At 66.1% G+C, this 21,826-nt stretch carries 14 protein-coding genes and 1 tRNA gene; 9 read left to right on the top strand and 6 right to left on the bottom strand.

The window, feature by feature from the left end:
- Positions 1-26: 26 nt before the first annotated feature.
- The 3 genes from menA to lysS all read right to left on the bottom strand — a co-directional run bounded on the left by menA (position 27) and on the right by lysS (position 4,341).
- Positions 27-1,055, bottom strand: coding sequence for a 1,4-dihydroxy-2-naphthoate octaprenyltransferase (gene menA, locus GFD25_RS06755; RefSeq protein WP_163231269.1), 1,029 nt, complete (start codon positions 1,053-1,055; stop codon positions 27-29).
- A gap of 44 nt (positions 1,056-1,099) precedes the next feature.
- Positions 1,100-2,419, bottom strand: a complete 1,320-nt coding sequence (locus GFD25_RS06750) for a hypothetical protein (RefSeq protein ID WP_163231215.1) — start codon at positions 2,417-2,419, stop codon at positions 1,100-1,102.
- Positions 2,420-2,661: 242 nt separating this feature from the next.
- Positions 2,662-4,341, bottom strand: a complete 1,680-nt coding sequence (gene lysS / locus GFD25_RS06745; RefSeq protein ID WP_163231213.1) for a lysine--tRNA ligase — start codon at positions 4,339-4,341, stop codon at positions 2,662-2,664.
- Positions 4,342-4,742: 401 nt separating this feature from the next.
- Here lysS and GFD25_RS06740 point away from each other — a divergent pair, with 401 nt between their 5' ends.
- The 5 genes from GFD25_RS06740 (at position 4,743) to GFD25_RS06720 (ending at position 13,769) form a co-directional block, all read left to right on the top strand.
- The gene (locus GFD25_RS06740; protein WP_239512453.1) at positions 4,743-9,239 is read left to right on the top strand and encodes a glycosyl hydrolase family 95 catalytic domain-containing protein; all 4,497 of its coding nucleotides are present in this window, start codon (positions 4,743-4,745) and stop codon (positions 9,237-9,239) included.
- A 119-nt stretch (positions 9,240-9,358) separates the two neighbouring features.
- Positions 9,359-9,432: transfer RNA gene (locus GFD25_RS06735), tRNA-Pro, on the top strand.
- A 96-nt stretch (positions 9,433-9,528) separates the two neighbouring features.
- Positions 9,529-10,716 carry an MFS transporter gene (locus GFD25_RS06730; protein ID WP_163231211.1) on the top strand — a complete coding sequence of 396 codons (1,188 nt, stop codon included), beginning with the start codon at positions 9,529-9,531 and terminating at the stop codon, positions 10,714-10,716.
- Positions 10,717-10,878: 162 nt separating this feature from the next.
- A complete protein-coding gene (locus GFD25_RS06725) occupies positions 10,879-13,023 on the top strand; it encodes a DUF4037 domain-containing protein (RefSeq protein WP_163231209.1) in 2,145 nt (714 codons plus the stop codon).
- A gap of 128 nt (positions 13,024-13,151) precedes the next feature.
- Complete coding sequence (locus GFD25_RS06720) at positions 13,152-13,769, top strand: DUF4125 family protein (protein WP_163231207.1); 618 nt, start codon at positions 13,152-13,154, stop codon at positions 13,767-13,769.
- 9 nt (positions 13,770-13,778) lie between these two features.
- Here GFD25_RS06720 and GFD25_RS06715 read toward each other — a convergent pair whose 3' ends face one another.
- Both GFD25_RS06715 and GFD25_RS06710 read right to left on the bottom strand, forming a co-directional pair.
- The gene (locus GFD25_RS06715) at positions 13,779-14,696 is read right to left on the bottom strand and encodes a hypothetical protein (protein ID WP_163231204.1); all 918 of its coding nucleotides are present in this window, start codon (positions 14,694-14,696) and stop codon (positions 13,779-13,781) included.
- Positions 14,697-14,719: 23 nt separating this feature from the next.
- Positions 14,720-16,621, bottom strand: a complete 1,902-nt coding sequence (locus GFD25_RS06710; protein WP_163231202.1) for a PspC domain-containing protein — start codon at positions 16,619-16,621, stop codon at positions 14,720-14,722.
- A gap of 281 nt (positions 16,622-16,902) precedes the next feature.
- On the opposite strand from GFD25_RS06710, the gene GFD25_RS06705 reads away from it, so the two are divergent.
- Positions 16,903-18,156 carry an ATP-binding protein gene (locus GFD25_RS06705; protein ID WP_163231200.1) on the top strand — a complete coding sequence of 418 codons (1,254 nt, stop codon included), beginning with the start codon at positions 16,903-16,905 and terminating at the stop codon, positions 18,154-18,156.
- 61 nt (positions 18,157-18,217) lie between these two features.
- Positions 18,218-18,919 (top strand): LuxR C-terminal-related transcriptional regulator, encoded by a 702-nt coding sequence (locus GFD25_RS06700; protein WP_163231198.1) that lies wholly within the window; start codon positions 18,218-18,220, stop codon positions 18,917-18,919.
- A gap of 174 nt (positions 18,920-19,093) precedes the next feature.
- Here GFD25_RS06700 and GFD25_RS06695 read toward each other — a convergent pair whose 3' ends face one another.
- Positions 19,094-19,762 carry an HAD-IA family hydrolase gene (locus GFD25_RS06695; RefSeq protein ID WP_239512452.1) on the bottom strand — a complete coding sequence of 223 codons (669 nt, stop codon included), beginning with the start codon at positions 19,760-19,762 and terminating at the stop codon, positions 19,094-19,096.
- Positions 19,763-19,943: 181 nt separating this feature from the next.
- On the opposite strand from GFD25_RS06695, the gene GFD25_RS06690 reads away from it, so the two are divergent.
- Positions 19,944-20,525 (top strand): IS607 family transposase, encoded by a 582-nt coding sequence (locus GFD25_RS06690; protein WP_163231196.1) that lies wholly within the window; start codon positions 19,944-19,946, stop codon positions 20,523-20,525.
- The gene (gene tnpB, locus GFD25_RS06685; RefSeq protein WP_163231194.1) at positions 20,518-21,816 is read left to right on the top strand and encodes an IS607 family element RNA-guided endonuclease TnpB; all 1,299 of its coding nucleotides are present in this window, start codon (positions 20,518-20,520) and stop codon (positions 21,814-21,816) included. The genes GFD25_RS06690 and tnpB overlap by 8 nt, the downstream gene beginning before the upstream one ends.
- The last annotated feature ends 10 nt before the right edge of the window (positions 21,817-21,826 follow it).

Genomic DNA, 21,826 nt, shown 5'->3' with positions numbered 1-21,826 from the left:
CCCGGCGTTGGTTTGCGCGGAAATCCTCAGACCGGCAACGTGCCGCCGGCGGCAACGCAGACCACGACCAGCGCCGCGAAGAACAGCGTCTGATAGCCGGCATCGCCGAGCGCCCACCGATAGTCGTGCCGTTCGACGCTACGCAACATCCGCAGCGGCACGGCAATGCCGGAGATCACCAAGATCACGCCCCACGGCCACCACAGCAGGGCGACGAGCGCCAGCGACAGCAGCAGTTCGGCCACCATGCACACGGTCAGCGCGATGCGCGCGCGCCGCTCCCCCAGCCGCACCGCCATCGTGCGCTTGCCGTGCCGGGCGTCATCGTCGAGATCGCGCAGGTTGTTGACCATGAGCAGCAGCATCGCGTTGAGTCCGCAACAGACGGCCCCGGCCACGCCCAGCAGGTCGATCGTGCCGGCGAGCGCGTATTCGGTGCCGAGCACGGCCGCAAGCCCGAAGAACAGGAACACGCCGAGTTCGCCGAATCCCGCGTAACCGTAAGGGTGACGTCCGCCGGTATAGAACCAGCCGGCGAGCAGGCTCAGCACGCCGACCGCCAGCAGCCACCATGCATGCGAGATGACGATGGCGGCCAGTCCGGCGACGCAGGCGATCGCGGCGGCGATGCCGGCCGCCAGCAGGACGCGTTTCGCCGGCACGCCGGATGCGACGAGACGCTGCGGTTTGGCCGGCTGATGACGGCGTTCGGTCTGGGACGAAACGGATGTTTCATCAACGTCGCGCCCGTCATCGACGCCGCGGATGCCGTCGGAGTAGTCATTGGCGAAGTTGACGGCGACCTGCAGACACAGCGCGACGACCGCGCACAGGATGACGACCGGCCAGAACCGGCCGAGCAGCGTGTGCAGCAACGCGCGGTTCGCCACGCATTCGTCGGGTTCCGGGTAGATCAAGATGCAAAGGTCGAGCGTGTGGATATGGTTCCACGCGCACGCCGCGCCCACCGCCACCGGCGCGATCGACGCCGGGAGCGTACGCGGACGGGTTCCGGCCAGCCACAGTCTGATATCGGCCGGACGACCGGCGGCCATCTTGCGGGAAGCCGGGGAATCCGCTCCACCGCGCGAGAGGCCGGTCACGCGGACGCCGTTCCGGATTGGCCGGCGTCGTCGGTCTTCGACGATGCGGCGGGGACCGCGCCGTCGGCCTGTGCGGGCGTCACCGGGTACTGGACGGACTGTTGCGCGGGGTATTGTCCGGTCGATTGGATCGGCTGAGCGGGATATTCGGACTGCGTGGGATATCCAGGCTGCTGCGACGGCACGGTCTGCTGCGGCGCGGACGACGGCTGGAACACGCCCGGCTGCGGCTGGCCGGATGACTGGAACTGACCGAACGGCGGCTGCGCAGGCTGCTGCGAGAACGGCTGTCCCGACTGCTGCGGCTGAGAGAACGGCTGAGCAACCGGCTGGGACTGGCCGAACGGCTGACCTGTAGGCTGGCCCGGCTGGGACACAAACGGCTGACCTGTAGGCTGACCGAACGGCGGCTGGCCGAACGGAGTCTGAGGCGCACCGGCGTTCGCGGATGCAGGCGGGACCGCGGCCGATCCGGAACCGTTCTGACGGGCCTTGCGCTCAAGCAGGAACGAGGCCAGAGTTCCGGCTCCCATGGCGAGCACGCCCACCAGTAGCAGGATCGCGCCGACGCCCAGCGACGCCTTGACGCCGTAGTCGCCATAATCGGACAGCTTGCTGGAGGAATGGATGAGCTCGTAGAACGCGAGCACGATCGCGACTCCCGAGGAGATCAGCGCCGGCAGGGTCTTCTTGAGGAAGGCGAGCACGGCCGCGGCCACGGCGAGAATCAGGAACAGCCATCCGTCGCCGCCCTCGAACAGGCTGGCGCTTTGCTCGCCGAAGAACGGCACCTTCACCGAGGCGAACGGCAGCGCCGATGCGACGACGGTGAGCAGTGCGCCCGCGAACGTGATCAGGGTGACATAGCTGAACGTGTGTCCGGACACGGTGAGTTTCTTGCTCTCCATCTGTTCGGACAGGTTGGTGGCCTGCCGCGAGAGGTTGGCGGCCTGGGTCTTCGCCTGAGATTTCAGTTGTTCGAAATCCACGTTCGGACGGCCTTGAGCACCATGCGGCTGCTGGCCGTACTGTCCGCCCGGCTGGTACGGCTGTTGGTACGGGTTGGGCTGGCCGGGCGCATACGGACCGGATTGGGACGGCTGGCCTGCCGGACCGGTCGGACCATACTGACCGGCAGGCTGCGTGTACGGATTCGCCGCATCGGACGTCTGCCGGTACTGTCCGGGCTGCGGCTGGACGTACGGCGTCTGCTGCGACGCGGACGGCTGCGTCTGGCCCGCGGACCGTTCCGCCTGTCCGTTCGATGCCGGATTCGTTGGGTCCGTCGGATTCGTCGGATTCGGATTGGACTCCATCGTTTGCTCCCCTTCGTATCGTGGGATGCCGCATATTCCGCGCGATCCGCATGTTCATGCCAGCGCGAGGCATCCATCGTCGGTTCCCATCATATGCGAACATGCCCGGAAACGGTGCGATGCGGCCGGAATATCATGCGATCGCCGTTGCGGCGCACGTACGTCCGCATACGACAAAGCCCCCTCACGAGGAGGGGGCTTACGTCACATCATGTCGCGGCGCACGGCCGCGATGCCGGCCGTCAGTTCAGCGCGAGCGGCTTGACGAGCGGGAACGTGATCGTCTCGCGGATCGTCGCGCCGGTCAGGGCGATGAGCAGTCGGTCGATGCCCATGCCCATGCCGCCTGCCGGGGGCATGCCCACGCCGAGCGCCTCAAGGAAGTCCTCGTCGATGTCGCAGGCCTCCTCGTCGCCCGCGAGCGCGTCCTTGGCCTGTGCGACGAAGCGTTCGCGCTGCACGACCGGATCGTTGAGCTCGGAGTAGCCGGTGGCCAGCTCGAAACCGCGCACGTAGAGGTCCCACTTCTCGACCACGCCCGGCTTGGAGCGGTGGCCCTTGACGAGCGGGCTGGTCTCGACCGGGAAGTCGCGCACGAAGGTCGGCTCGTACAGCTTGTCCTCGTAGAAGTGCTCCCACAGGTGCTCGACGAGCTTGCCATGGTTCTCCACGTCGTCGCGTTCCACGCCGAGCTTGTCGGCGATCTCGCCGAGATGCTCCACGGAGGTGCCCGGCGCATCCGGTCCGCCGTTCGGCACGATTTCCTCGCCGAGCGCCTCGGACAGGGAGTCGTACATGCTGATCTGCTTCCATTCGCCGCCGAAGTCGTATTCGGTGCCGTCGAGCAGGGTGACCTTGTAGGAGCCGAATACGTCCATCGCGGTCTTCTGCACGAGTTCCTTGACGAGACGGCCGATCGTGTCGTACGTGCCGTATGCCTGGTACGCCTCGACCATCGTGAATTCCGGGGCGTGCGTCGCGTCGACGCCCTCGTTGCGGAAGTCGCGGTTGATCTCGAACACGCGGTCGATGCCGCCGACGAGGCAGCGCTTGAGGAACAGTTCCGGCGCGATGCGCAGGTAGAGGTCCAGGTCGAACGCGTTCATGTGCGTGGTGAACGGACGGGCCGCGGCGCCGCCGTGCACGGTCTGCAGCATCGGGGTCTCGACCTCGATGAAGTCGTGGTCGTCGAAGGTGCGGCGCAGCGAGGCGACGGCCTTGGAACGGTTGCGCACCATGTTGCGGATCTTCTCGTCGGCGATCATGCCGATGTACGGCTTGCGGGTGCGGGTGTCGTCGTTGAGCTCCTTGTGCAGCGCGGGCAGCGGCTGCAGGGCCTTCGCGGCGATCGCCCATTCGGTCGCGAAGACGGACAGCTCGCCGGTCTTCGACGCGATCACGCGGCCGCGGATGTACAGGTGATCGCCCAGGTCGACCAGCTGCTTGAACTGCTTGATCGAATCGGCGCCGATCTCCTTCTTCGAGATCATGCCCTGGATCTTCGTGCCGTCGCCGGCCGACAGCTGCACGAAGCACAGGCCGCCCGCGTTGCGCAGGAACAGCACGCGGCCGGCGATGCCGACCATGTCCTCGGTCTCCTGACCGGGTTCGAGCTTGCCGTCGTACTTGGCGCGGACCTCTTCGATGGTGTGGTCCACGTCAAGATGCACCGGGTACGGCGCGATGCCGGCCTCGAGCATCATCGCGCGCTTGGCGACGCGCATCTGCACCTGCTCGGGGTGTGCGAGCGGGCCGAATTCCTTGTTGGACGGATCGACGGCTTCGTCCAACGTCGCGCCGGACTTGATCTTTTCGCGGATGGTCGCATCCTGCTTGAGCAGCATCTCCGCGCGCTCGACCGTGGTCATCGCGGGCGCGGCGGTTTCTTCCTCGTTTGCTTGGGATTCTTGGGTTTCACACATAATGCATCAGTGTAGCGGCGGGGTTCTACCACCCGCATCGTCCAGACCGGCTTCGCCCCCGGGCGCGTTGCCGATGTCGAGCCGCGGCGACGCGCCCGGAGGAACGACATGTTGTAAACGTTGTTTCCCGTGATCGCAACACTTTGCCGCTTGCAACCGAGCCCGCCCCGATCTCCCTCGTTTGACACCATATGTAAAGAACCTTAACATTTAGGCAGCATGCAGCCAGCAGTGTCGATGGCCGCATGGCAACGTCCCATCCAACACAGCCGTCCGTCACCGACGACCGGCTCCCGGCGGCCCGAACCCGTGCCGCGCCACCTCCCGCAACGTCATCTCACGCTCCGACACCCCACGCCACAGTGACGCGGCGCCACCACAACCAGAAAGCATCCCACTCCATGAGCATTCCCAAACGCACACGCGCCCGCGTCCCATCGTGGATCGCAGGCATCGCGGCGGCCTGCCTGACGCTGACCATGGCTGCGGCACCCGCCGCGGCGCTGGACCAGTCGGCCAAGCCGGCCGCCACGCCTACCGACGCCGGCACCACCACGACCCTCACCCCCGCCGCCGACACCACGTTGCAGGCGTGGGCCAACGAGAAGACCCAGCGGAAGAACACGGCCCCCTACCTCGGCGCGCTGCAGCCGACCGGATACGGCGAATTCGGCGAACGGTTCGAATCCACCGATCCCGGCGACCAGACCGACGCGAAGATGGGCCTGATAACCTTCGACCTGTCCGGTCAGACGTCCGCGCCCGAACACGCGTCCCTGACGCTCACCTACCTCGGCTACGCGGGCGCCCAGCAGAACGCCGACACCACCGACAGCGTGCATGTCACGGCCGTCGACACCGCGACGTGCACGACCGACGCCTCCTGCGCCGTCAACGACGCCACATGGGCCAGCCGGCCGAAATTCGACGCCACGAACGCCACCGTGGCCCGCTCCGAAGCGTTCGCGATCGGTTCGGTGAAGTACGCGGACGGCATGAGCGTACAGGCCGCGAACACGACGAAGGTCACGCTTGACGTGACCGACATCGTCGCGGAGCTGTTCGGGGCCGGACACAGGACCATCACGCTGGCGTTGGGCGAATCCAAGCACATCGACGTGCGGTTCGGCAGCTCCGAGGTCGCCTCACTGGCCGGCGCGACCGACGACATGAAACCGCAGCTGACCGTCACCGAGGCACCGAAGCCCTACGTGCTCACGGCGGACACGTCCGCGATGACGACCACGTACCGGCCCGGCGACTCATTCGACGCCAGCGGACTCGTCGTCACGGCCACCAGCACCGCCGACGGCAGCGTACGCACGCTCGACGCCGACGAATACACGCTCGACGCGTCGTCGTTCGACGGCGGCAACATCGGCGCCTACCCGGTCACCGTGACGTACACGGCCGATCCGAGCATCACCACGTCGTTCAACGTGTACGTGATCGCCGAGGTCGAAGACGGCGGCGACGGAGACACCAGCGGCGACGACTGGCTGTGGTATTCCCAGCCCGCCTCGGCCACCGACGCGACGATGACCGCCGGCCAGTGGATGAACGGCAACGCCACCGGCAACCAATGGCAGCAGACCACGCTGCCGATCGGCAACGGACGCATCGGCGGCACCGTCTGGGGAGAGATCGGCAAGGAACGCATCACCTTCAACGAGGAGACGCTGTGGACAGGCGGCCCGGGCTCCACCGCCACCTACAACGGCGGCAACAACGAGTCCAAGGGCCGCAACGGCGCCACGCTGCGCGCGCTCAACAAACAGCTCGAACAGGGCGCCACCACCGTCAACCCCGGCAACCTGACCGGCGGAGAGAACGCCGTCGAGCAGGGCGCCTACCAGAACTGGGGCGACATCACCATCGACTACGGGTTCGGCGCCGACGCCTCGGCCACCGGCTACCGTCGCGACCTGAACATCTCCAAGGGCAAGGCCGACGTCACGTTCACGTACGACGGCGTGACCTACACGCGCGAATACTTCGCGTCCAACCCGGACAACGTGATGGTCGCCCGGCTCACGGCCAGCAAGGCCGGCGCGCTGAACCTCACCGTCGCCATGCCCACGAACGGCGGCTTCTCCAAGCACGGCGAAACCACCGCCGTCAGCGGCGACACGCTCACCGTGCGCGGCGCGCTCGGCAACAACGGCCTCGTCTACGACTCGCAGATCAAGGCCGTGCCCGACAACGGCATCGGCACCGTGCGGGCGGGCGCGGACGGCGCATCGCTCACGATCGACGGCGCGACCGCGGTCACGCTGTACATCGCCGCCGCGACCGACTACCGGCAGGAGTACCCGAGCTACCGCACCGGCGAAACGGCCGACGATGTGAACGCCCGCGTGGCCGCCACCGTGCAGACCGCCGCCAACAAGGGCTACACGGCCGTCAAGCAGGCGCATATCGCCGACCATACGGCCATCTACGACCGCGTCACGCTCGATCTCGGCCAGAGCGGCCACGCGTCGGACGGCGCGATCGCCACAGACCGCCTCGTCAGGACCTACCGCAACGGCACCGCCACCGCCGCGCAGCAGCGCGAACTGGAAACGCTCGTCTACCAGTACGGCCGTTACCTGACCATCGGATCCTCGCGCGAGAACAGCCAGATGCCCAGCAACCTGCAGGGCATCTGGTCCGTCACCGCGTCCGACAACGGCCACAACAGCGCCACGCCGTGGGGATCCGACTTCCACATGAACGTCAACCTGCAGATGAACTACTGGCCCACCTACTCCGGCAACATGGGCGAACTGGCGGAACCGCTCATCGCCTACGTGGAGGGGCTGGTCAAGCCCGGCCGCGTCACCGCGCGGATCTACGCGGGCGCCGAAACCGCGGACGCCGACGCCGCCATCGGCGACGGCGAAGGCTTCATGGCCCACACCGAAAACACCGCATACGGCTTCACCGCGCCCGGATACCAGTTCTCGTGGGGCTGGAGCCCGGCGGCGGTGCCGTGGATCCTGCAGAACGTGTACGAAGCCTACGAGTATTCGGCGGACGCGCGGCTGCTCGACCGCGTCTACGCCCTGCTCAAGGAGGAATCGCACTTCTACGTAAACTACATGCTGCACAAGGCCGGCAACGGCAAGCGGCTGACCACCGGCGCGGCCTACTCGCCCGAGCACGGCCCGCAGGGCACCGACGGCAACGCGTACGAGAATTCGCTCGTGTGGCAGATGCTCAACGACGCCATCGAAGCGGCCGAAGCCAAGGGCGATCCGGACGGACTGGTCGGCGACCTCAAGGAATGCTCGACCGACAACTGGGCCAAGGATGACGACGGCGCGTTCATCGACGCGGATGCGAACCGGTCGTGGTCGTGCGCGAAGAGCCTGCTCAACCCGATCGAAGTCGGCGCCAGCGGCCAGATCAAGGAATGGTACTTCGAAGGCGAACTCGGCAAGGACGAGAACGGCAATGCCATCTCCGGCTACGAAACCGGCCACCGGCACCTGTCCCACATGCTCGGCCTGTTCCCCGGCGACCTGATCACCGTGGACAACACCGAGTACATGGACGCGGCCAAAGTCTCCCTGACCAAGCGCGGCGACGACGCGACCGGCTGGGGCGTGGGCCAGCGCATCAACTCGTGGGCACGCACCGGCGACGGCGACCACGCCTATCTGCTGATCCAGAAGCAGCTCAAGGGCGCCATGTACGCGAACCTGTTCGACGCGCATCCGCCGTTCCAGATCGACGGCAACTTCGGCAACACGTCCGGCGTCAACGAAATGCTCATGCAGTCCAACTCGACGTTCACCGCCACCGACGGCACCGCGTACGAGGACTACACGAACATCCTGCCCGCGTTGCCGTCCGTCTGGGCCTCGGGCAGCGTGAACGGCCTCGTGGCGCGCGGCAACTTCGTCGTCGGCGTCGACTGGGCCGACGGCGAGGCCACCAAGGTCACGCTCACGTCCAACAACGGCGGACGGGCGGCCGTCAAGATCACCGAAGGCGGCGCCGAGCACTATGAGGTGCGTCTCGGCGACGACAAGGTCGACGCCAGGACGGTGAGCAACGCGGACGGCGCGTCGCTGCTCGTCTTCGACACGACCAAGGGCGCGTCGTACACGATCGTCAAGGCCGAGGAGACACCGGGCCCCGACCCCGGCACGACGCCGGTCACCGGCATCGTCGTCACCGGACAGACGGCCGCCACGGTGGGCGACGAGTTCGCACTGACCGCGACGGTCACGCCCGCCGACGCGACCGATTCGACCGTCATCTGGACCTCGTCCGACGCCTCGGTGGCCACGGTGGACGCCGACGGCCGGGTCACGGCCCAGGCCGCGGGCACGGCGGTCATCACGGCCACGTCGCAGTCCGATCCGGGCGTGTCCGGCACGTTGGAGATCACCGTGACGGACAAGGAGCCGACGCCCGATCCCGATCCGGATCCAGATCCTGACCCTGACCCGGATCCGAAACCCGATCCGGACCCCACACCGGATCCCGATCCCGATCCCACACCGGAAACGGTCGACAAGAGCGCCCTCGGTGCGGCGATCGACAAGGCCGAATCCAAGAAGGAAGCCGACTACACGGCGGCATCCTGGACCGCCATGCAGGCCAAGCTCAACGCGGCCCGCACGGTGTTCGCCGACGCCGACGCCACGCAGGCCGAAGTGACCCGGGCCACGGTCGAACTCAACGCGGCGGTCGACGCGCTCAAGGCACGGACCGAACAGCAGTCCAAGCCGCAATCCAAACCGCAGTCCAAACCGGATGAGCAGCGACCGACCCTGTCCGACACCGGTGCGGGCATCGCCGTCGTCGCGTATGTCGCCGTCGGACTCGCACTGGCCGGCTGCTTCGTCGTCGTCGCCATGCATGGCAGACGCGGCACGGGCGGCGGAAGCCAAGGCCGTCGATGATACCGCCGGCGCCCTTCCCCAACGAGGATCATCGGGGAAGGGCGCCGGCCCCGACACGGCGCGACACGCCGAAGTTTGACTCTCGACTGTCAGCATGTAATATAGCGGACGTTGCCAAACGGGCTGTAGCGCAGCTTGGTAGCGCGCTTCGTTCGGGACGAAGAGGCCGCGAGTTCAAATCTCGCCAGCCCGACCGCACAAGGGAATCACTGGTTCATCCGGTGGTTCCCTTTCTTTTTATCCCACATACCGCAACGTCCAAGCACAAAGAAAAGAGAGCACAGGCGACATGAAGAAAAGTCTGCTGGCGCTGGCATCCGGCGCGTTCATCCTCGGCGCGGCCGAGTTCGTGATGATGGGCATCCTGCCGCAGGCCGCCGACGCGATGCGCGTCGACATCCCGACCGCCGGCCATTTCATCTCCGCCTACGCGATCGGCGTGTGCATCGGCACGCTCATCCTCGTCTTCGGCCGCAAGGTACCGCCGAAGAACCTCATCATCCTGTTCATGATCATCGCGCTCGCCGGCAACCTGCTGAGCGCGTTCTCCGTGAACGCCCCGATGCTGATCGCGGCCCGGTTCATCTCCGGCCTGCCGCATGGAGCGTTCTTCGGCACGGCCACGCTCATCGCGAAGACCCTGGCCGACAAGGGCAAGGAGGCGCAGTCCGTCTCGATGATGGTGACCGGGCAGACCGTCGCCAACATGCTCGGCGTGCCCGCCGGCACGCTCATGGCCGAATTCCTCTCATGGCGGCTCGCGTTCGGCATCCTTGCCGCATGGGCCGCGATGACGATTGTGCTGGCCGCCGCGTGGATCCCGTTCGTCGCGCCGATCAGGGACGCCGGCATCAAGGGCCAGTTCCGCTTCCTTACCAAGCCCGGCCCGTGGGTGATCCTCGCCGCCGTGTTCACCGGCAACGCGGGCGTGTTCTGCTGGTGGAGCTACGTCTCGCCGTGGCTGCAGAAGACCGGCGGCTGGTCGGCTTCGCTGGTGCCGATGCTGATGATGCTCGCCGGGTTCGGCATGGTGGTCGGCGGCCTGATCGGCGGGCAGATCACCGATCGGTGGCGTCATGCCGGCACTGCGGCGCTCGGCCAGGCGATCTCGTGCGCGGGCCTGTTCATGGTGCTGCTGCTTCCGGGCAACCAGTTCACGACCGCGCTGCTCACGTTCTGGATCGCGTTCGGCCTGTTCTTCATCTCCGCGCCGCAACAGCTGCTCATGACCGAGGCCGGTCAGGGCGGCGGCGAGCTGATCGCGGGCGCGGCCGTGCAGGTGGCGTTCAACTTCGGCAATGCGGTCGGTTCGATCGTGGGCGGAGCGATGCTCACCACGTTCTCGATGAACTACCGGTTCACCGGTCTCGGCGGCATCCCGCTGGCATTGGTCGCCGTGGGCCTGCTCGCGTTCTACTCCGTCCGCTGCGAAACGCACACCGACGCCGCGGCGCGCATGCGCCAGATCGAAGCGTGAGCTTGTACCGCCACGCTTAACCGTGCGCAAACCAACGCGAACGGCCGTTTATGCGTTGGTTTGCGCACGGTGCCGTCGGCGAAATCACACCGGACCCGACCCGGCGCAAGCCTCCTTGCCCGTACACTGGAACACAGTGAATCGGCAAGGAGGCTTGCGTTTATGGATGACAGCGAACTGTTGCGACGGCTGGAAACGTTCGGCAATGCGATCGACGACGCGAAGGGATACGCGAAAGCCGCCGACGATGCCGTGGCAGACGTCGCGGATGACACGGACGATACCGACGACCAGCCGGCCACGTTCGATGCGGACAAGTTCCTTGCCGGACTCGATGCGATCTTCGACGCGCACGAGGCTTCGACCAAGGCCGGACCGTATCTCGAGCAGGCGGCCGTAGACGCGGAAAACGCCGGCGACGACGCCGGCCTGCTCACCGTGCTCAACGAAACGATGGGATTCTACCGATCGCAGGGCAAGCACAAGGAAAACCAGTGGATCATCCAGCGCGCACTGGAACTCGCGGCAAAGATGGGCATCGAAGGCACCGACGCGTGGACGACCACGCTGATCAACGCGGCGACCGGACAGCGCGCGGCCGGCAACTACGATCAGGCCGAGGACCTGTACCATATGGCGCTTGATTCGGCCGCACGCACCCTCTCCCCCACCGACCGCCGGCTCGCCGCGCTGCACAACAACCTGTCGATGGTCTACAGCGAAACGAACCGCAACGACAAGGCGGAATCCGAGCTGCGCGAGGCGTTGCGCATCCTCGAACAATCCAGTCCGGACGCGAGCGCCGATCTCGACGTCGCGTCGACGAACACGAATCTTGCGCTCGTCCTGCTCGCCGAAAAGAACCTTGCCGAGGCCGACCGGCATGCGACGCACGCGCTGGAGATCTACCGCACCGGTCATCTCGAACACAGCGCGCATTACGCGTCCGCGCTGGCCGGGGCCGCGCAGGTGCGGTTCGCGGCGGGCGATTACGCGGCGTCGACCGAGCTGTACCGGCGGTCGCTGGCCGTGATCGACGAATGCTATGGCCGTGACACCGATTACTACCGGGTCACCGAAGCGAACCTGAAGCAGGCCGAGGATGCGGCGCGGCAGGCCGGCATCGACGTCGATCAGACCTCCTCCTCAGCATCCGCATCATCCGACGAGGTCAACGCGGGCACGGCTCCGGTGACCGCCGACGTTGCGGAACGCGAGCGGGATACGGCGACTCCGCGCGCCGACGTCTCCGACCGCGCGCAGGTTCCCGGACGGCCGGCCGTGTCCGGGCTCAAGCTGGCGCGCGCGTACTGGGAGACATACGGCAAGCCGATGATCGCCGAGAAATACCCGCGGTATCAGGGCCGCATCGCCGCCGGTCTGGTCGGCCACGGTTCGGAATGCTACGGATTCGACGACGCGATCTCGCAGGACCACGATTTCGGCCCACGGTTCTGCCTGTGGCTCACCGATGAGGATTATGCGGCGATCGGCGCGCAACTGCAGGCCGATTACGACGCGCTGCCGAAGGAGTTCATGGGCTACAGGCGCGCCGATGCGGCGACGACCACGCCGCGTGCCGCGAGCGCCGGAGAAGGCCGGCGTGACGGCGTGTTCACGATCGGCGGCTTCTTCGAGTCGATCACCGGCTACGGTCAGGCCCCGGCCGCCGACAGGCCGCACGAATGGCTGATGCTGGACGAGGCGACGCTGGCCGCCGCGACGAACGGCGCGGTGTTCGCCGATCCGCTGGGCGCGTTTTCCGCGGCACGTCAGTCGTTCACGTTCATGCCGGATGACGTGCGGCTGTCGCTGATCTCGCGCCGATTGGGCATGATGGCCCAGGCCGGACAGTACAACGTGCCGCGCATGCTGGAACGCGGCGACGGCGCGGCCGCATGGCTGGCGATCGGCGAGTTCGCGGACGCGGCCGCGTCGCTGGTGTTCCTGATCAACGAACCGGTGACGGCCGGCTACCTGCCGTATTACAAGTGGCGGTTCGCGGCGTTGCGAAGACTGTCGCGGCGCATGGCGACCCGTCTGCCGGACGTGTGCGATCGGCTGGAGACGTTGCTGAGGCTGAGTTCGGCGGCCTGCTACGGCGGCGTCGGATTCGGCGAGGGAGGCAAGGGCGCGGCTCCGGCCGCGGCGCAGGTGACGCGGACCATCGAGCATGTCTGCGCCGAGGTCGTGGACGAGCTGAAACGCGAAGGCCTGACCCGCAGCGACGACACGTTCCTCGAATGGCAACGGCCGTACGTCGAGGAGCATATCCAGAACCCCGCCGTCTGCCTGCACAGTCTATGAACGAAGGGAACCATCTATAGCCGAGTACTGGTCTAGCTCATGCTTCCCCTGAAGGGGGAGCTGTCAGCGAAGCCGACTGATGGGGTGAACCCCAACACACGAAATCCAACAAGACATCGGAGATCATCATGACCAAGGACAACACCGCGCTGATCGCCCGTATCGTCAGGCTCGAATGGAACCAGTTCCAGCGCACCAACAACGAGGGCGGGCGTGCCGCCTGCCAAGGCAACTGGCCGGTGTTCAACCAGATGCGCACCAGCCAGTTCCTCACCTGGCCCGAACCGCTGCTCGACAGCTATCTCGACGATCTGATCGCGGCGGACCGCGCCGGGCGCAATCTCGTCACCGAGAAATACGGCCGCATGATGGCTTCGACCGCGCCTGCCGAGTACCACACGAACATCGAACCGTATATTCCGCGCCTGTCCGACGAACGCATCGCCGAGCAGGAACGGATCATCGCCGCACAGGTCGCATGGGCGGCGGAGTTCCGCGAGCGCTGGCCGAAGCTCGGCCGGGCGATGCGCGTGCTGACCACTGCGGAGGACACCGCCGATGCCACGTCGTTCGAGACGTATCTGCGCGGCGAACTCGGCACGTATTCCGATGCGACGCTCGATCTGTACGGCCGGATGATCGACGATTGTCGAGCCGCCGGCCGCAATCTCACCGAGGAGACGATTCGCGCGACCGTGCGGTTCGGCGGTTTCTCGGATCTCGCCGAAGCCGAAGCCGCACAGTGACGGCGAACGTTACTTGTCTTCCGGCGCCGGCCGTTTGCGGGAGGAGATCATGGAGGCGATCGACCAGATCACCGCGACAAGCACGAGAATGCCGCCGATCGCCGCGAATCCGATCGCCGCGGTGATGCGCGGGTCAAGCGTCCATGACTGGAGGATCCAGCCCAGCGGGAAATACATGCCGAGCAATGTGCTGATCACTCCCAGCACCAGCACACATACGCCCAGCATGATCGTCGCGGCGCTCGGTCCGGTTTTGCGGATGATCTCCGGTTGTGCCGCGGACCCGGCCGGCGTCGTGATCGGCGGTATCGGACCACCCGGCGTCGGCGCGTAGGACTGGCCGGCTGTCGGCGGCTGCGGGTGTCCCGTATCCGCCGCGCCGCTCGGACCGGCGCCAAACGCCGCGCCGGCAGCGGAAGCGGCCGAGTCGACCGTTCCGGACGCGTCGACCGCTTCGGACGCCCCCGTCGCCGGAGTATTCCGTTCATCGGTGGCGAACGGGTCGGATTGCGGCGAGCGGACCGCGGTGTACAACGGAATCGTCGATGACGTATCGGTTGCGCTCATCGGCAGAGGCGCCGTTGCCCGAATCGGCTTAGTCGGCTCAACCGTCCCGGTCGGATCGGCCGGCTCGATCGACTCGGTCGGCTCGATATCCGCGACATCGCGCAGATGCAACGGATCGTCCGAGTGCGGCGCGGCATCGCCGTCAACCGCGTCCATCACCATCGTGTTCGACGTGTCGGCGGCCGTGGTCAGCACCATCGTGGCAGGTTCCTGATCGTCGACCGGAAGCACCGTGATCTTGTCGTCGGAGACTTCCGGCAGCACGGCCGTCGGCGCAGGAGTCTCCCCGTCGGCCGGTCCGGCAACCGTCGGCAGCGGCGTGGTCAGCGGCATCGTCTTGTCGTCCTGATCGTTCGTCATCATCGCTCCTTCACGTACTCGAATCAATCGTCATCCCGGTCCTGGGCGGCCGCTTTCGCGCCGAACAGATCGGCGTTGTCACCCACGGTCCGATCCGGATATCGCACGAACACGCGCCCGCTCAGCAGATACTTCACGTCGATGAACAGTTCCGTGCCGTCGGCCGGGTAATAGTCGTAGTCGCGCAGCCATGCCGGCGCGTCCGCCCCGTTCGCGCGGGTCAGGCCATCGGTTGCGGACCGGCCGCGGATGGCACCGTCACGCGAATCGTCACTGTCGAGATACGACTGCTGCGCGAACGTGGAGCTCCCCAGGTTGATGCCGTCCGACTGCGTGCCGACCAGCGCCGCATACCGTCCGCCGTACGCGTTGCCGCCGAACGTGGACAGGTCGTCGTTGCCGAACGCGAACGGGCAGCCGGTGGGCAGCGTGATGACCACACGCGTCTGCAAGGCCGCGAGATGGATGGTGCCGCTCGGACAGTTCGTGCGCACGGTGGTGCCGTTGTGCAGTTTGGCGGCATGCGCAGGGCGCCTCGCGTAGCCGGACAGGTCGATGTGCGCGAGATCGTTGTCGTAGTCGGAGCCGTCGAAGACGACGCCGTCGCTCAGATGCTTGAACTGTGCGCTGTCGCCGTCGAGCAGGTCGTTCGCGGAGTATGCGATCGAACCGTCGTAGTCGACGTATCCGTGGACGGAGACGGTTTCGTACGACCGGTAGGCGTCGGCGTAGTGCGACGCGATGTAGCCGTAGCTCAGGTTGACGGTGAGCACGCACAGGGCGGTGATGCCGGCGAGCCAGGCGAGCGGCACGAGTCCGCCCGCGCGGCGACCGCGAATGCCGAGCACGAGGATGACCAGGCCGACAAGCACGCAGGTCGCGCCGATCCACAGGGTCGCCGATCGAATGAGCGAGGTGAGCGTGTAGTCGTTCGTCAGGTACAGTGCGATGGCCGCGAAAATGCAGGCCAGTCCGATGACCGCGGCGACTACGAGCGGTCCGGCGGGCTTGCGACGGGCGCGTATCGGAACCGGCTTGGGTTGCGGCGCGCGGTAGGGGGAGGTCATTGGCACGGCGGGACCGTCCGGCACGGCATCGGCACTACCCGCCGCGACGAACGGACTGCCGGACGGCGCCGGGGACGGACCGGACGCCGGGGATGCGAACGGGTACGCTCCAGCCGGCGACGCCGGTGTCGCGCCGGCCGATGCGGCCTGATACGGAGGCACGTTTGAATAGGTGCCCGATTGACCGTACGAGCGGGCATCACCGGATCCGCTGTCGTTCGGACACCCGGTACGGGGATCTCCAATCCCGATGTTTCCCGTGAAACCACCGGGATTGCCGGAATTCGGCCTGCCCGCACCGTACCCGCGCTGTCGGCGCAGTTCACGTTCGACGATCAGCCACAGCACGAACGCGGCGGTGGCCGTCGCGATTATTCCGGCTCCGGGCAGTCCGACGCCGATCACGAAGCACAGACCCACGCCGAGGCAGGCCCAGTCCCAGTCACCGGCGATCAGGCGTTCGCACAGCATGCCACCGTCCCGTTCGTCCGGCAACAGGAACCACGCGAACGCGTACAGCGCCGCGCCGAACCCGCCGCATAGCATGGCCGCGACCATGATCGCCCGCATCAATACCGGACTGATGTTGAAATACCGGGCCAGACCGCCGCATACGCCACCGACCCACCGGTCGTCGGATCGGATGATGCCGCTGCGCCGTATCCAGCCGAAGAACTTCGCGCAAGCGCCGTTCACATCACGGGGCTTGGCGTCGTGCGGATACGCATTGTACGGGTACGAGGATGGGTCGTACGGATTGCCGGGTTGCGGACCTGGTTGCGCGCCGGGTTGCGGACCGGACGTGTACTGACTGGCTCCGCCATCCTGCGGAGCATAGGGACCATACGAATTGCTCATGGTTCCATTACAGCAGTCCGACCACGCGAATCGGATCGGGGAACACCCTGATTCTCCCCTGAACATGACGTATGCGACCCCGTACGTTCCCCGTCAGGCGGCACAATGGAAGCATGACCCAGCCCGAGCATTCCCCTCAGACGTCGCCGCATGGGGCGTACGCGCGATCATATGCGCCACCATACGCATCGGCATCGTCCCCGAGATCGCCATATGACAACCGCCCGCCGTATGGGACGCCGCGCGCCGTCCGCCCGCCGCGTCCCGATCGGCTGCCGCTCATGCGACCGAAGCGCGGCCGCATGCTGTGCGGCGTGTGCCGCGGCGTGGCCCTGCATCTGGGCATTCCCGTATGGCTGGTACGGCTTGTATTCCTCGTCTCGACGTGCTTCTTCGGAGCCGGGGCCGCCGCATATCTGTTTCTGTGGCTGTTCGTGCCGGTCGGAGACCCGGTCGCCGCGGCGGCCGCGCAGACCCGGACCGTCGCGCAGTCGCCGTTGTCACGAGGCAACGCCGCTTCCGGTCCGTCACCCGACCACGGCACGTCCGAAAGCCTCGGCGAGGCGTTGCGCCGCGCACCCAAACCGGCGTTGGTCGCGTTGGCCGGCATGGGCAGCATCGCCGTCGCCGTGCTGTTGTCGCTCGGCGGCGTCGAATCGAGACTGATCCTGCCGGTACTGCTCGCGTTGGCCGGCATCGGCGCGGCGTGGCTGCAGTACAACGCGAAGGACGGCGGCCAGTTGTGGTCGATGCTGGGCAGTGTGACACTGCTGTTCGTGGCGTATGCGGTGTTCGTGATGAATGCGGCGGTCCCCGGGTGGGGCGCGTCACCGAGGCAGATCATTCTTGCGGGCTTTCTGCTGCTGGTCGCAGTGTGTTTCGCGATCGTGCCGTGGATCAGTTCGCTGATCCGCGATCTGGGCACCGAACGCGCGCTGAAGGAACGTGAGGAGGAACGCGCCGACATGACCGCGCATCTGCATGACGGCGTCCTGCAGACGTTGGCGCTGATCCAGCTGCACAGCGAGGAACCCGCGACCGTGTTCGCACTCGCCAGGCAGCAGGAACGCGAGCTGCGCGAATGGCTGTATCAGGAACGCACCACCACCGACCGGTCGGTGAGCGCAGGCATCAAGGACATCGCCGCTCGCGTCGAGGACGAGCATGGCAAGCCGATCGAAGTGGTGACGGTGGGCGACGCGCGGCCGAGCGCGCAGACCGACGCGCTGCTCGACGCGACCGGTCAGGCGCTGGTCAACGCGGTCACGCACGGCGGCGAGCCGGTTTCCGTATACTGCGAGGCCGGACCGTCCAAGGTCGAGGTGTTCGTGCGCGACCACGGCGACGGATTCGACGTCAATACGATTCCCGAAGGCCGGCTCGGCATCCGTGAATCGATCATCGGACGCGTGCGGCGGCGCGGTGGTACGGTGGAAATCGTGTCGAGGCCGGGCTGGGGCACGGAAGTGCGCATGCACATGCCGATCGCGGGCGATCCGCATGGCGGCGGCACCGGCACGCATGCGAGCGAGTGAGCCGCACGCCGCGGGATCGGCGAACGGTTCGACAGGATTTCGGGAAGGGTAAGGACAAACGATGGAAGAGCGGAGACAGGACGCCGCGCCGATTCGCGTGGCCGTAGTGGACGACCATGAGATGTTCCGGGCGGGCGTGATCGCGACGCTGCAGCCGTATTTCACGATCGTCGGGCAGGCGCCGGACGTGGAGGGTTCGGTGGCGATGATCGCCGCGACCAAGCCGGATGTGGTGCTGCTCGACGTGCATGTGCCGGGAGGCGAAGGCGGTGGCGGCGCGGAGATCCTCGCCAAGTCGCTCGCCTATTCGCCGCATTCCGCGTTCCTCGCGCTGTCGGTGTCCGATTCGCCGCAGGACGTCGGATCGGTGATCCGCGCGGGTGCCCGCGGCTATGTGACCAAGACGATCACCGGCGAGGATCTCATCAATTCGATTCGCCAGGTGCATGAAGGGTACGCGGTATTCTCTCCGAAGCTGGCCGGATTCGTGCTGTCGGCATTCCAGGGCGTGCCGGTCGGTGGCGACGGGCTTGGCGGGGCCGGTGCCGCCGGCGGCCATGACGAGGAGCTGGATCGGCTGTCCGCCCGCGAACAGGAGGTCATGCGGCTGATCGCGCGAGGCTACACGTACAAGGAAGTGGCGGCGGAGCTGTTCATCTCGATCAAGACGGTCGAAACCCATGTCAGTTCGGTGCTGCGCAAACTTCAGCTGTCCAACCGCACCGAGCTGACCCGTTGGGCCGCCGACCGCCGCATCGTGTAAACGAGGTTCCGGCCCCGGTCCGACCCTGTCTGGGTCCCTGTTCCGGCATGCCGACTCAGTCACGGTCGTTTTTCGGCCATACAAGACCAGAACTGAGTCCGTGTTCCGCCGTCCTGGCTTGGTCACGGTCGTTTTTTGCCCGGAAACGACCGCAACTGAGTCCTCGTCAATCGATCATGATTCGGTTCCGGCCATCCGCAACAGACGTTCCCGCACCTGTCCCGCGTCGAGGAACCGGATGCCGTCGAGGCCGACGGCGGTGGCGGCATCGGCGTTGCGGGCCTTGTCGTCCACGAACGCGGTGGTCGCCGGATCGACGCCGAACCGGACGATGGCACGACGGTAGATCTCGGGGTCGGGCTTGTGGATCCGCTCCTCGGACGAGACGACCGTGTCTTGTAACAGTCCCAGCCATGGGAACTTGGCGTGCGCCGCGTGCACGAACTTAGCGGTGAAGTTCGTCAGCCCCCACAGCCGCACCCCGACGGCATCCAGATCGTGCAACAGGGTCGGCATGCCGTCGATCATGTCGTACAGGGCGAGTTGCTGACGGTCGAAATAGTCGCGGAACACCTGCACCGGATAGCCCGCGTCCATGGCATCGGCATGGTGATGCGCCGCATAGTCGGCGATGATCCGCTTCTCGCTCCACCCCAGATCGGATAGCACGTCGTAATGCCAGAACCCGTATTCGGCGTCACGGTCGAAGAACCCGTCCAATTCCGCGTCCGGGTACAGGCCGTCCAACGCGAGGCGCGGCCTCCAGTCCAGCAGCACGTCGCAGTAGTCGAAGATCACGTCGGTGAACGGCATGTCGGCGGCCGTTTCGGTAATTTCGCTCATGCCTCCAGCGTATGCGCGCGGGGTCCCGGCGACGACCGGCCTCTTCACGAGACGGACGGGTTCGCGGCACACGGCGCCGGCCGGAGCGGACCCATCGAGGACCGCGATCGTGCGCGTGGGGGTTGTGAGCTGTTGTGTTTTTGACTTGTTTTACCTTGTTTGACTGTGTTATGGTTTATTCATGCGTGTTAAGGAGTGGGCTGTTCGTGAGGGGTTGAACGAGCAGACAGTGTGGAAGTGGTGTCGTGAGAATCGTATGCCCGTGCCGTTCGAGCGTTCCGGGGGCGTGTGGCTTATTCATGACCCGAAATACGAAAAATCCGATACGCTCGTCGCGGGTTCCCGTACCGTGTGTTATGCGCGCGTGTCGTCGGCCGATCAGAAAGCGGATTTGCAACGTCAGGCGGACCGGTTGAAGGCGTTCGCCATCAGTCTCGGCGCATCGGACATTCAGGTGGTCATGGAGACCGGTTCGGGCATGAACGACAGGCGTCGCAAGCTCAACCGTGTTCTTGCCGACCCGAGCGTGGGCACGATCATCGTGGAGCATCGTGACCGTCTGGCTCGTATGAACGCGGGGCTGGTCGAGTCCGCGTTGAAGGCGCAGGGACGTCGTCTCATCGTCGTGGACGATACGGAATTGGACGATGATCTGGTACGTGACATGACCGAGGTGTTGACCTCGTTCTGCGCGAGACTGTACGGGCGTCGCGCCGCGAAAAACAAGGCGCGGGCGGCGTTGGAGGCGGTGGAGAATGCTTGAGGCCGTCAAGGTCGCGTTGGATGCGACGCCATCTCAGGAACGGTTGCTGCTGTCCCATGCGGGTGCGGCGCGGTTCGCGTTCAATGCCGGGCTGGCTCACGTCAGGGAGATGCTTGAAGCCAAGGAGAAGCCGGCATGGTCTTTGTACGCGTTGCGCCGCTGGTGGAACGCGAGCAAGGATACTCTGGCGGTCGATGCCGATGGCGTGCCGTGGTGGCGGGAGAACAGCAAGGAATCGTATAACAGCGGGCTCGAAGCATTGTCGGACGCGTTGTCGAACTGGTCGAAAAGCCGGAAGGGACGGCGCAAGGGACGCAAGGTCGGTTTCCCGAGATTCAAGTCCAAGGACAAGGCGGCCCCGCGTTTCGCGTACACGACCGGCTCGTTCGGTCTCATCGACGGCGACCCGAAAGCGTTGAAGCTGCCTCGAATCGGACGCGTGCATTGCATGGAGAACGTCGCGGAACGGGTCGGCAACGCGAGAGTGCTGCGCATGACCGTCAGCCGACATGCGGGCCGCTGGCACGCGTCACTGACCGTGGAGCGGCCGGACATGACATTAGGCCGGATGCCGACAGGCGGAACGGTCGGCATCGACTTGGGCGTCAAAACGCTTGCCACGCTCTCGAATGGCACCGTCATCCCGAATCCGCATACGCTTGCATCCAACGAACGCCGGTTGAAACGTATGCAGAAGGCGTTGAGCCGCAAAACCAGCGGTTCGAACCGCCGCCGCAAGGCGCGCGAGCGGGTCGCGCGCCTCCACGCCCATGTCGCCGGGCAGCGCCGCGACCTGCTGCACAAGCTCACCACGATGCTCGCGTCCACGTACTCGGACATCTGCATCGAAGACCTGAACGTGGCCGGCATGGTCAAAAACCATCACCTCGCCAAAGCCATTGAGGACGCGTCATTCGCGGAATTCCGCCGGCAACTCGAATACAAGACCGTCCGCACGGGCGCGAGGCTGCATGTCATCGACCGTTGGCATCCCAGCTCGAAACTCTGCTCGAACTGCGGGAGCGTGAAAACCAAGCTCTCCCTCAACGCGCGAACCTACCACTGCGAAAGCTGCGGTCTGACCATCGACCGTGACCTGAACGCGGCCATCAACATCCAAGTCGCCGGGAGTGCCCCGGAGACGTTAAACGCACGCGGAGGGGACGCAAGACCAGCCACCCGCCAGGATGGAAGGCAGACCCCGATGAAACGTGAACCAAGCAGCCACGCAAGTGACATAAGACTTGGAGCGAACGCCCGCAAGAGCGTTCTGCAAGCTAAAACAAACTAGCTCGCAACGG

It is taken from the genome of Bifidobacterium aerophilum (assembly GCF_010667685.1).
GTDB lineage: Bacteria > Actinomycetota > Actinomycetes > Actinomycetales > Bifidobacteriaceae > Bifidobacterium > Bifidobacterium aerophilum.
This window is presented reverse-complemented; position numbering and strand designations above follow the sequence as displayed.

Bases quoted from the DNA above. Each gene is read 5' to 3' on its own strand.
- GFD25_RS06695 (WP_239512452.1), bottom strand. From the start codon at position 19,762: ATGAGCGAAATTACCGAAACGGCCGCCGACATGCCGTTCACCGACGTG.
- GFD25_RS06715 (WP_163231204.1), bottom strand. From the start codon at position 14,696: ATGACGAACGATCAGGACGACAAGACGATGCCGCTGACCACGCCGCTG.
- GFD25_RS06700 (WP_163231198.1), top strand. From the start codon at position 18,218: ATGGAAGAGCGGAGACAGGACGCCGCGCCGATTCGCGTGGCCGTAGTG.
- lysS (WP_163231213.1), bottom strand. From the start codon at position 4,341: ATGTGTGAAACCCAAGAATCCCAAGCAAACGAGGAAGAAACCGCCGCG.
- GFD25_RS06725 (WP_163231209.1), top strand. From the start codon at position 10,879: ATGGATGACAGCGAACTGTTGCGACGGCTGGAAACGTTCGGCAATGCG.
- GFD25_RS06730 (WP_163231211.1), top strand. From the start codon at position 9,529: ATGAAGAAAAGTCTGCTGGCGCTGGCATCCGGCGCGTTCATCCTCGGC.
- GFD25_RS06750 (WP_163231215.1), bottom strand. From the start codon at position 2,419: ATGGAGTCCAATCCGAATCCGACGAATCCGACGGACCCAACGAATCCG.
- tnpB (WP_163231194.1), top strand. From the start codon at position 20,518: ATGCTTGAGGCCGTCAAGGTCGCGTTGGATGCGACGCCATCTCAGGAA.
- GFD25_RS06710 (WP_163231202.1), bottom strand. From the start codon at position 16,621: ATGAGCAATTCGTATGGTCCCTATGCTCCGCAGGATGGCGGAGCCAGT.
- GFD25_RS06740 (WP_239512453.1), top strand. From the start codon at position 4,743: ATGAGCATTCCCAAACGCACACGCGCCCGCGTCCCATCGTGGATCGCA.
- menA (WP_163231269.1), bottom strand. From the start codon at position 1,055: ATGGCCGCCGGTCGTCCGGCCGATATCAGACTGTGGCTGGCCGGAACC.
- GFD25_RS06705 (WP_163231200.1), top strand. From the start codon at position 16,903: ATGCGACCGAAGCGCGGCCGCATGCTGTGCGGCGTGTGCCGCGGCGTG.
- GFD25_RS06720 (WP_163231207.1), top strand. From the start codon at position 13,152: ATGACCAAGGACAACACCGCGCTGATCGCCCGTATCGTCAGGCTCGAA.
- GFD25_RS06690 (WP_163231196.1), top strand. From the start codon at position 19,944: ATGCGTGTTAAGGAGTGGGCTGTTCGTGAGGGGTTGAACGAGCAGACA.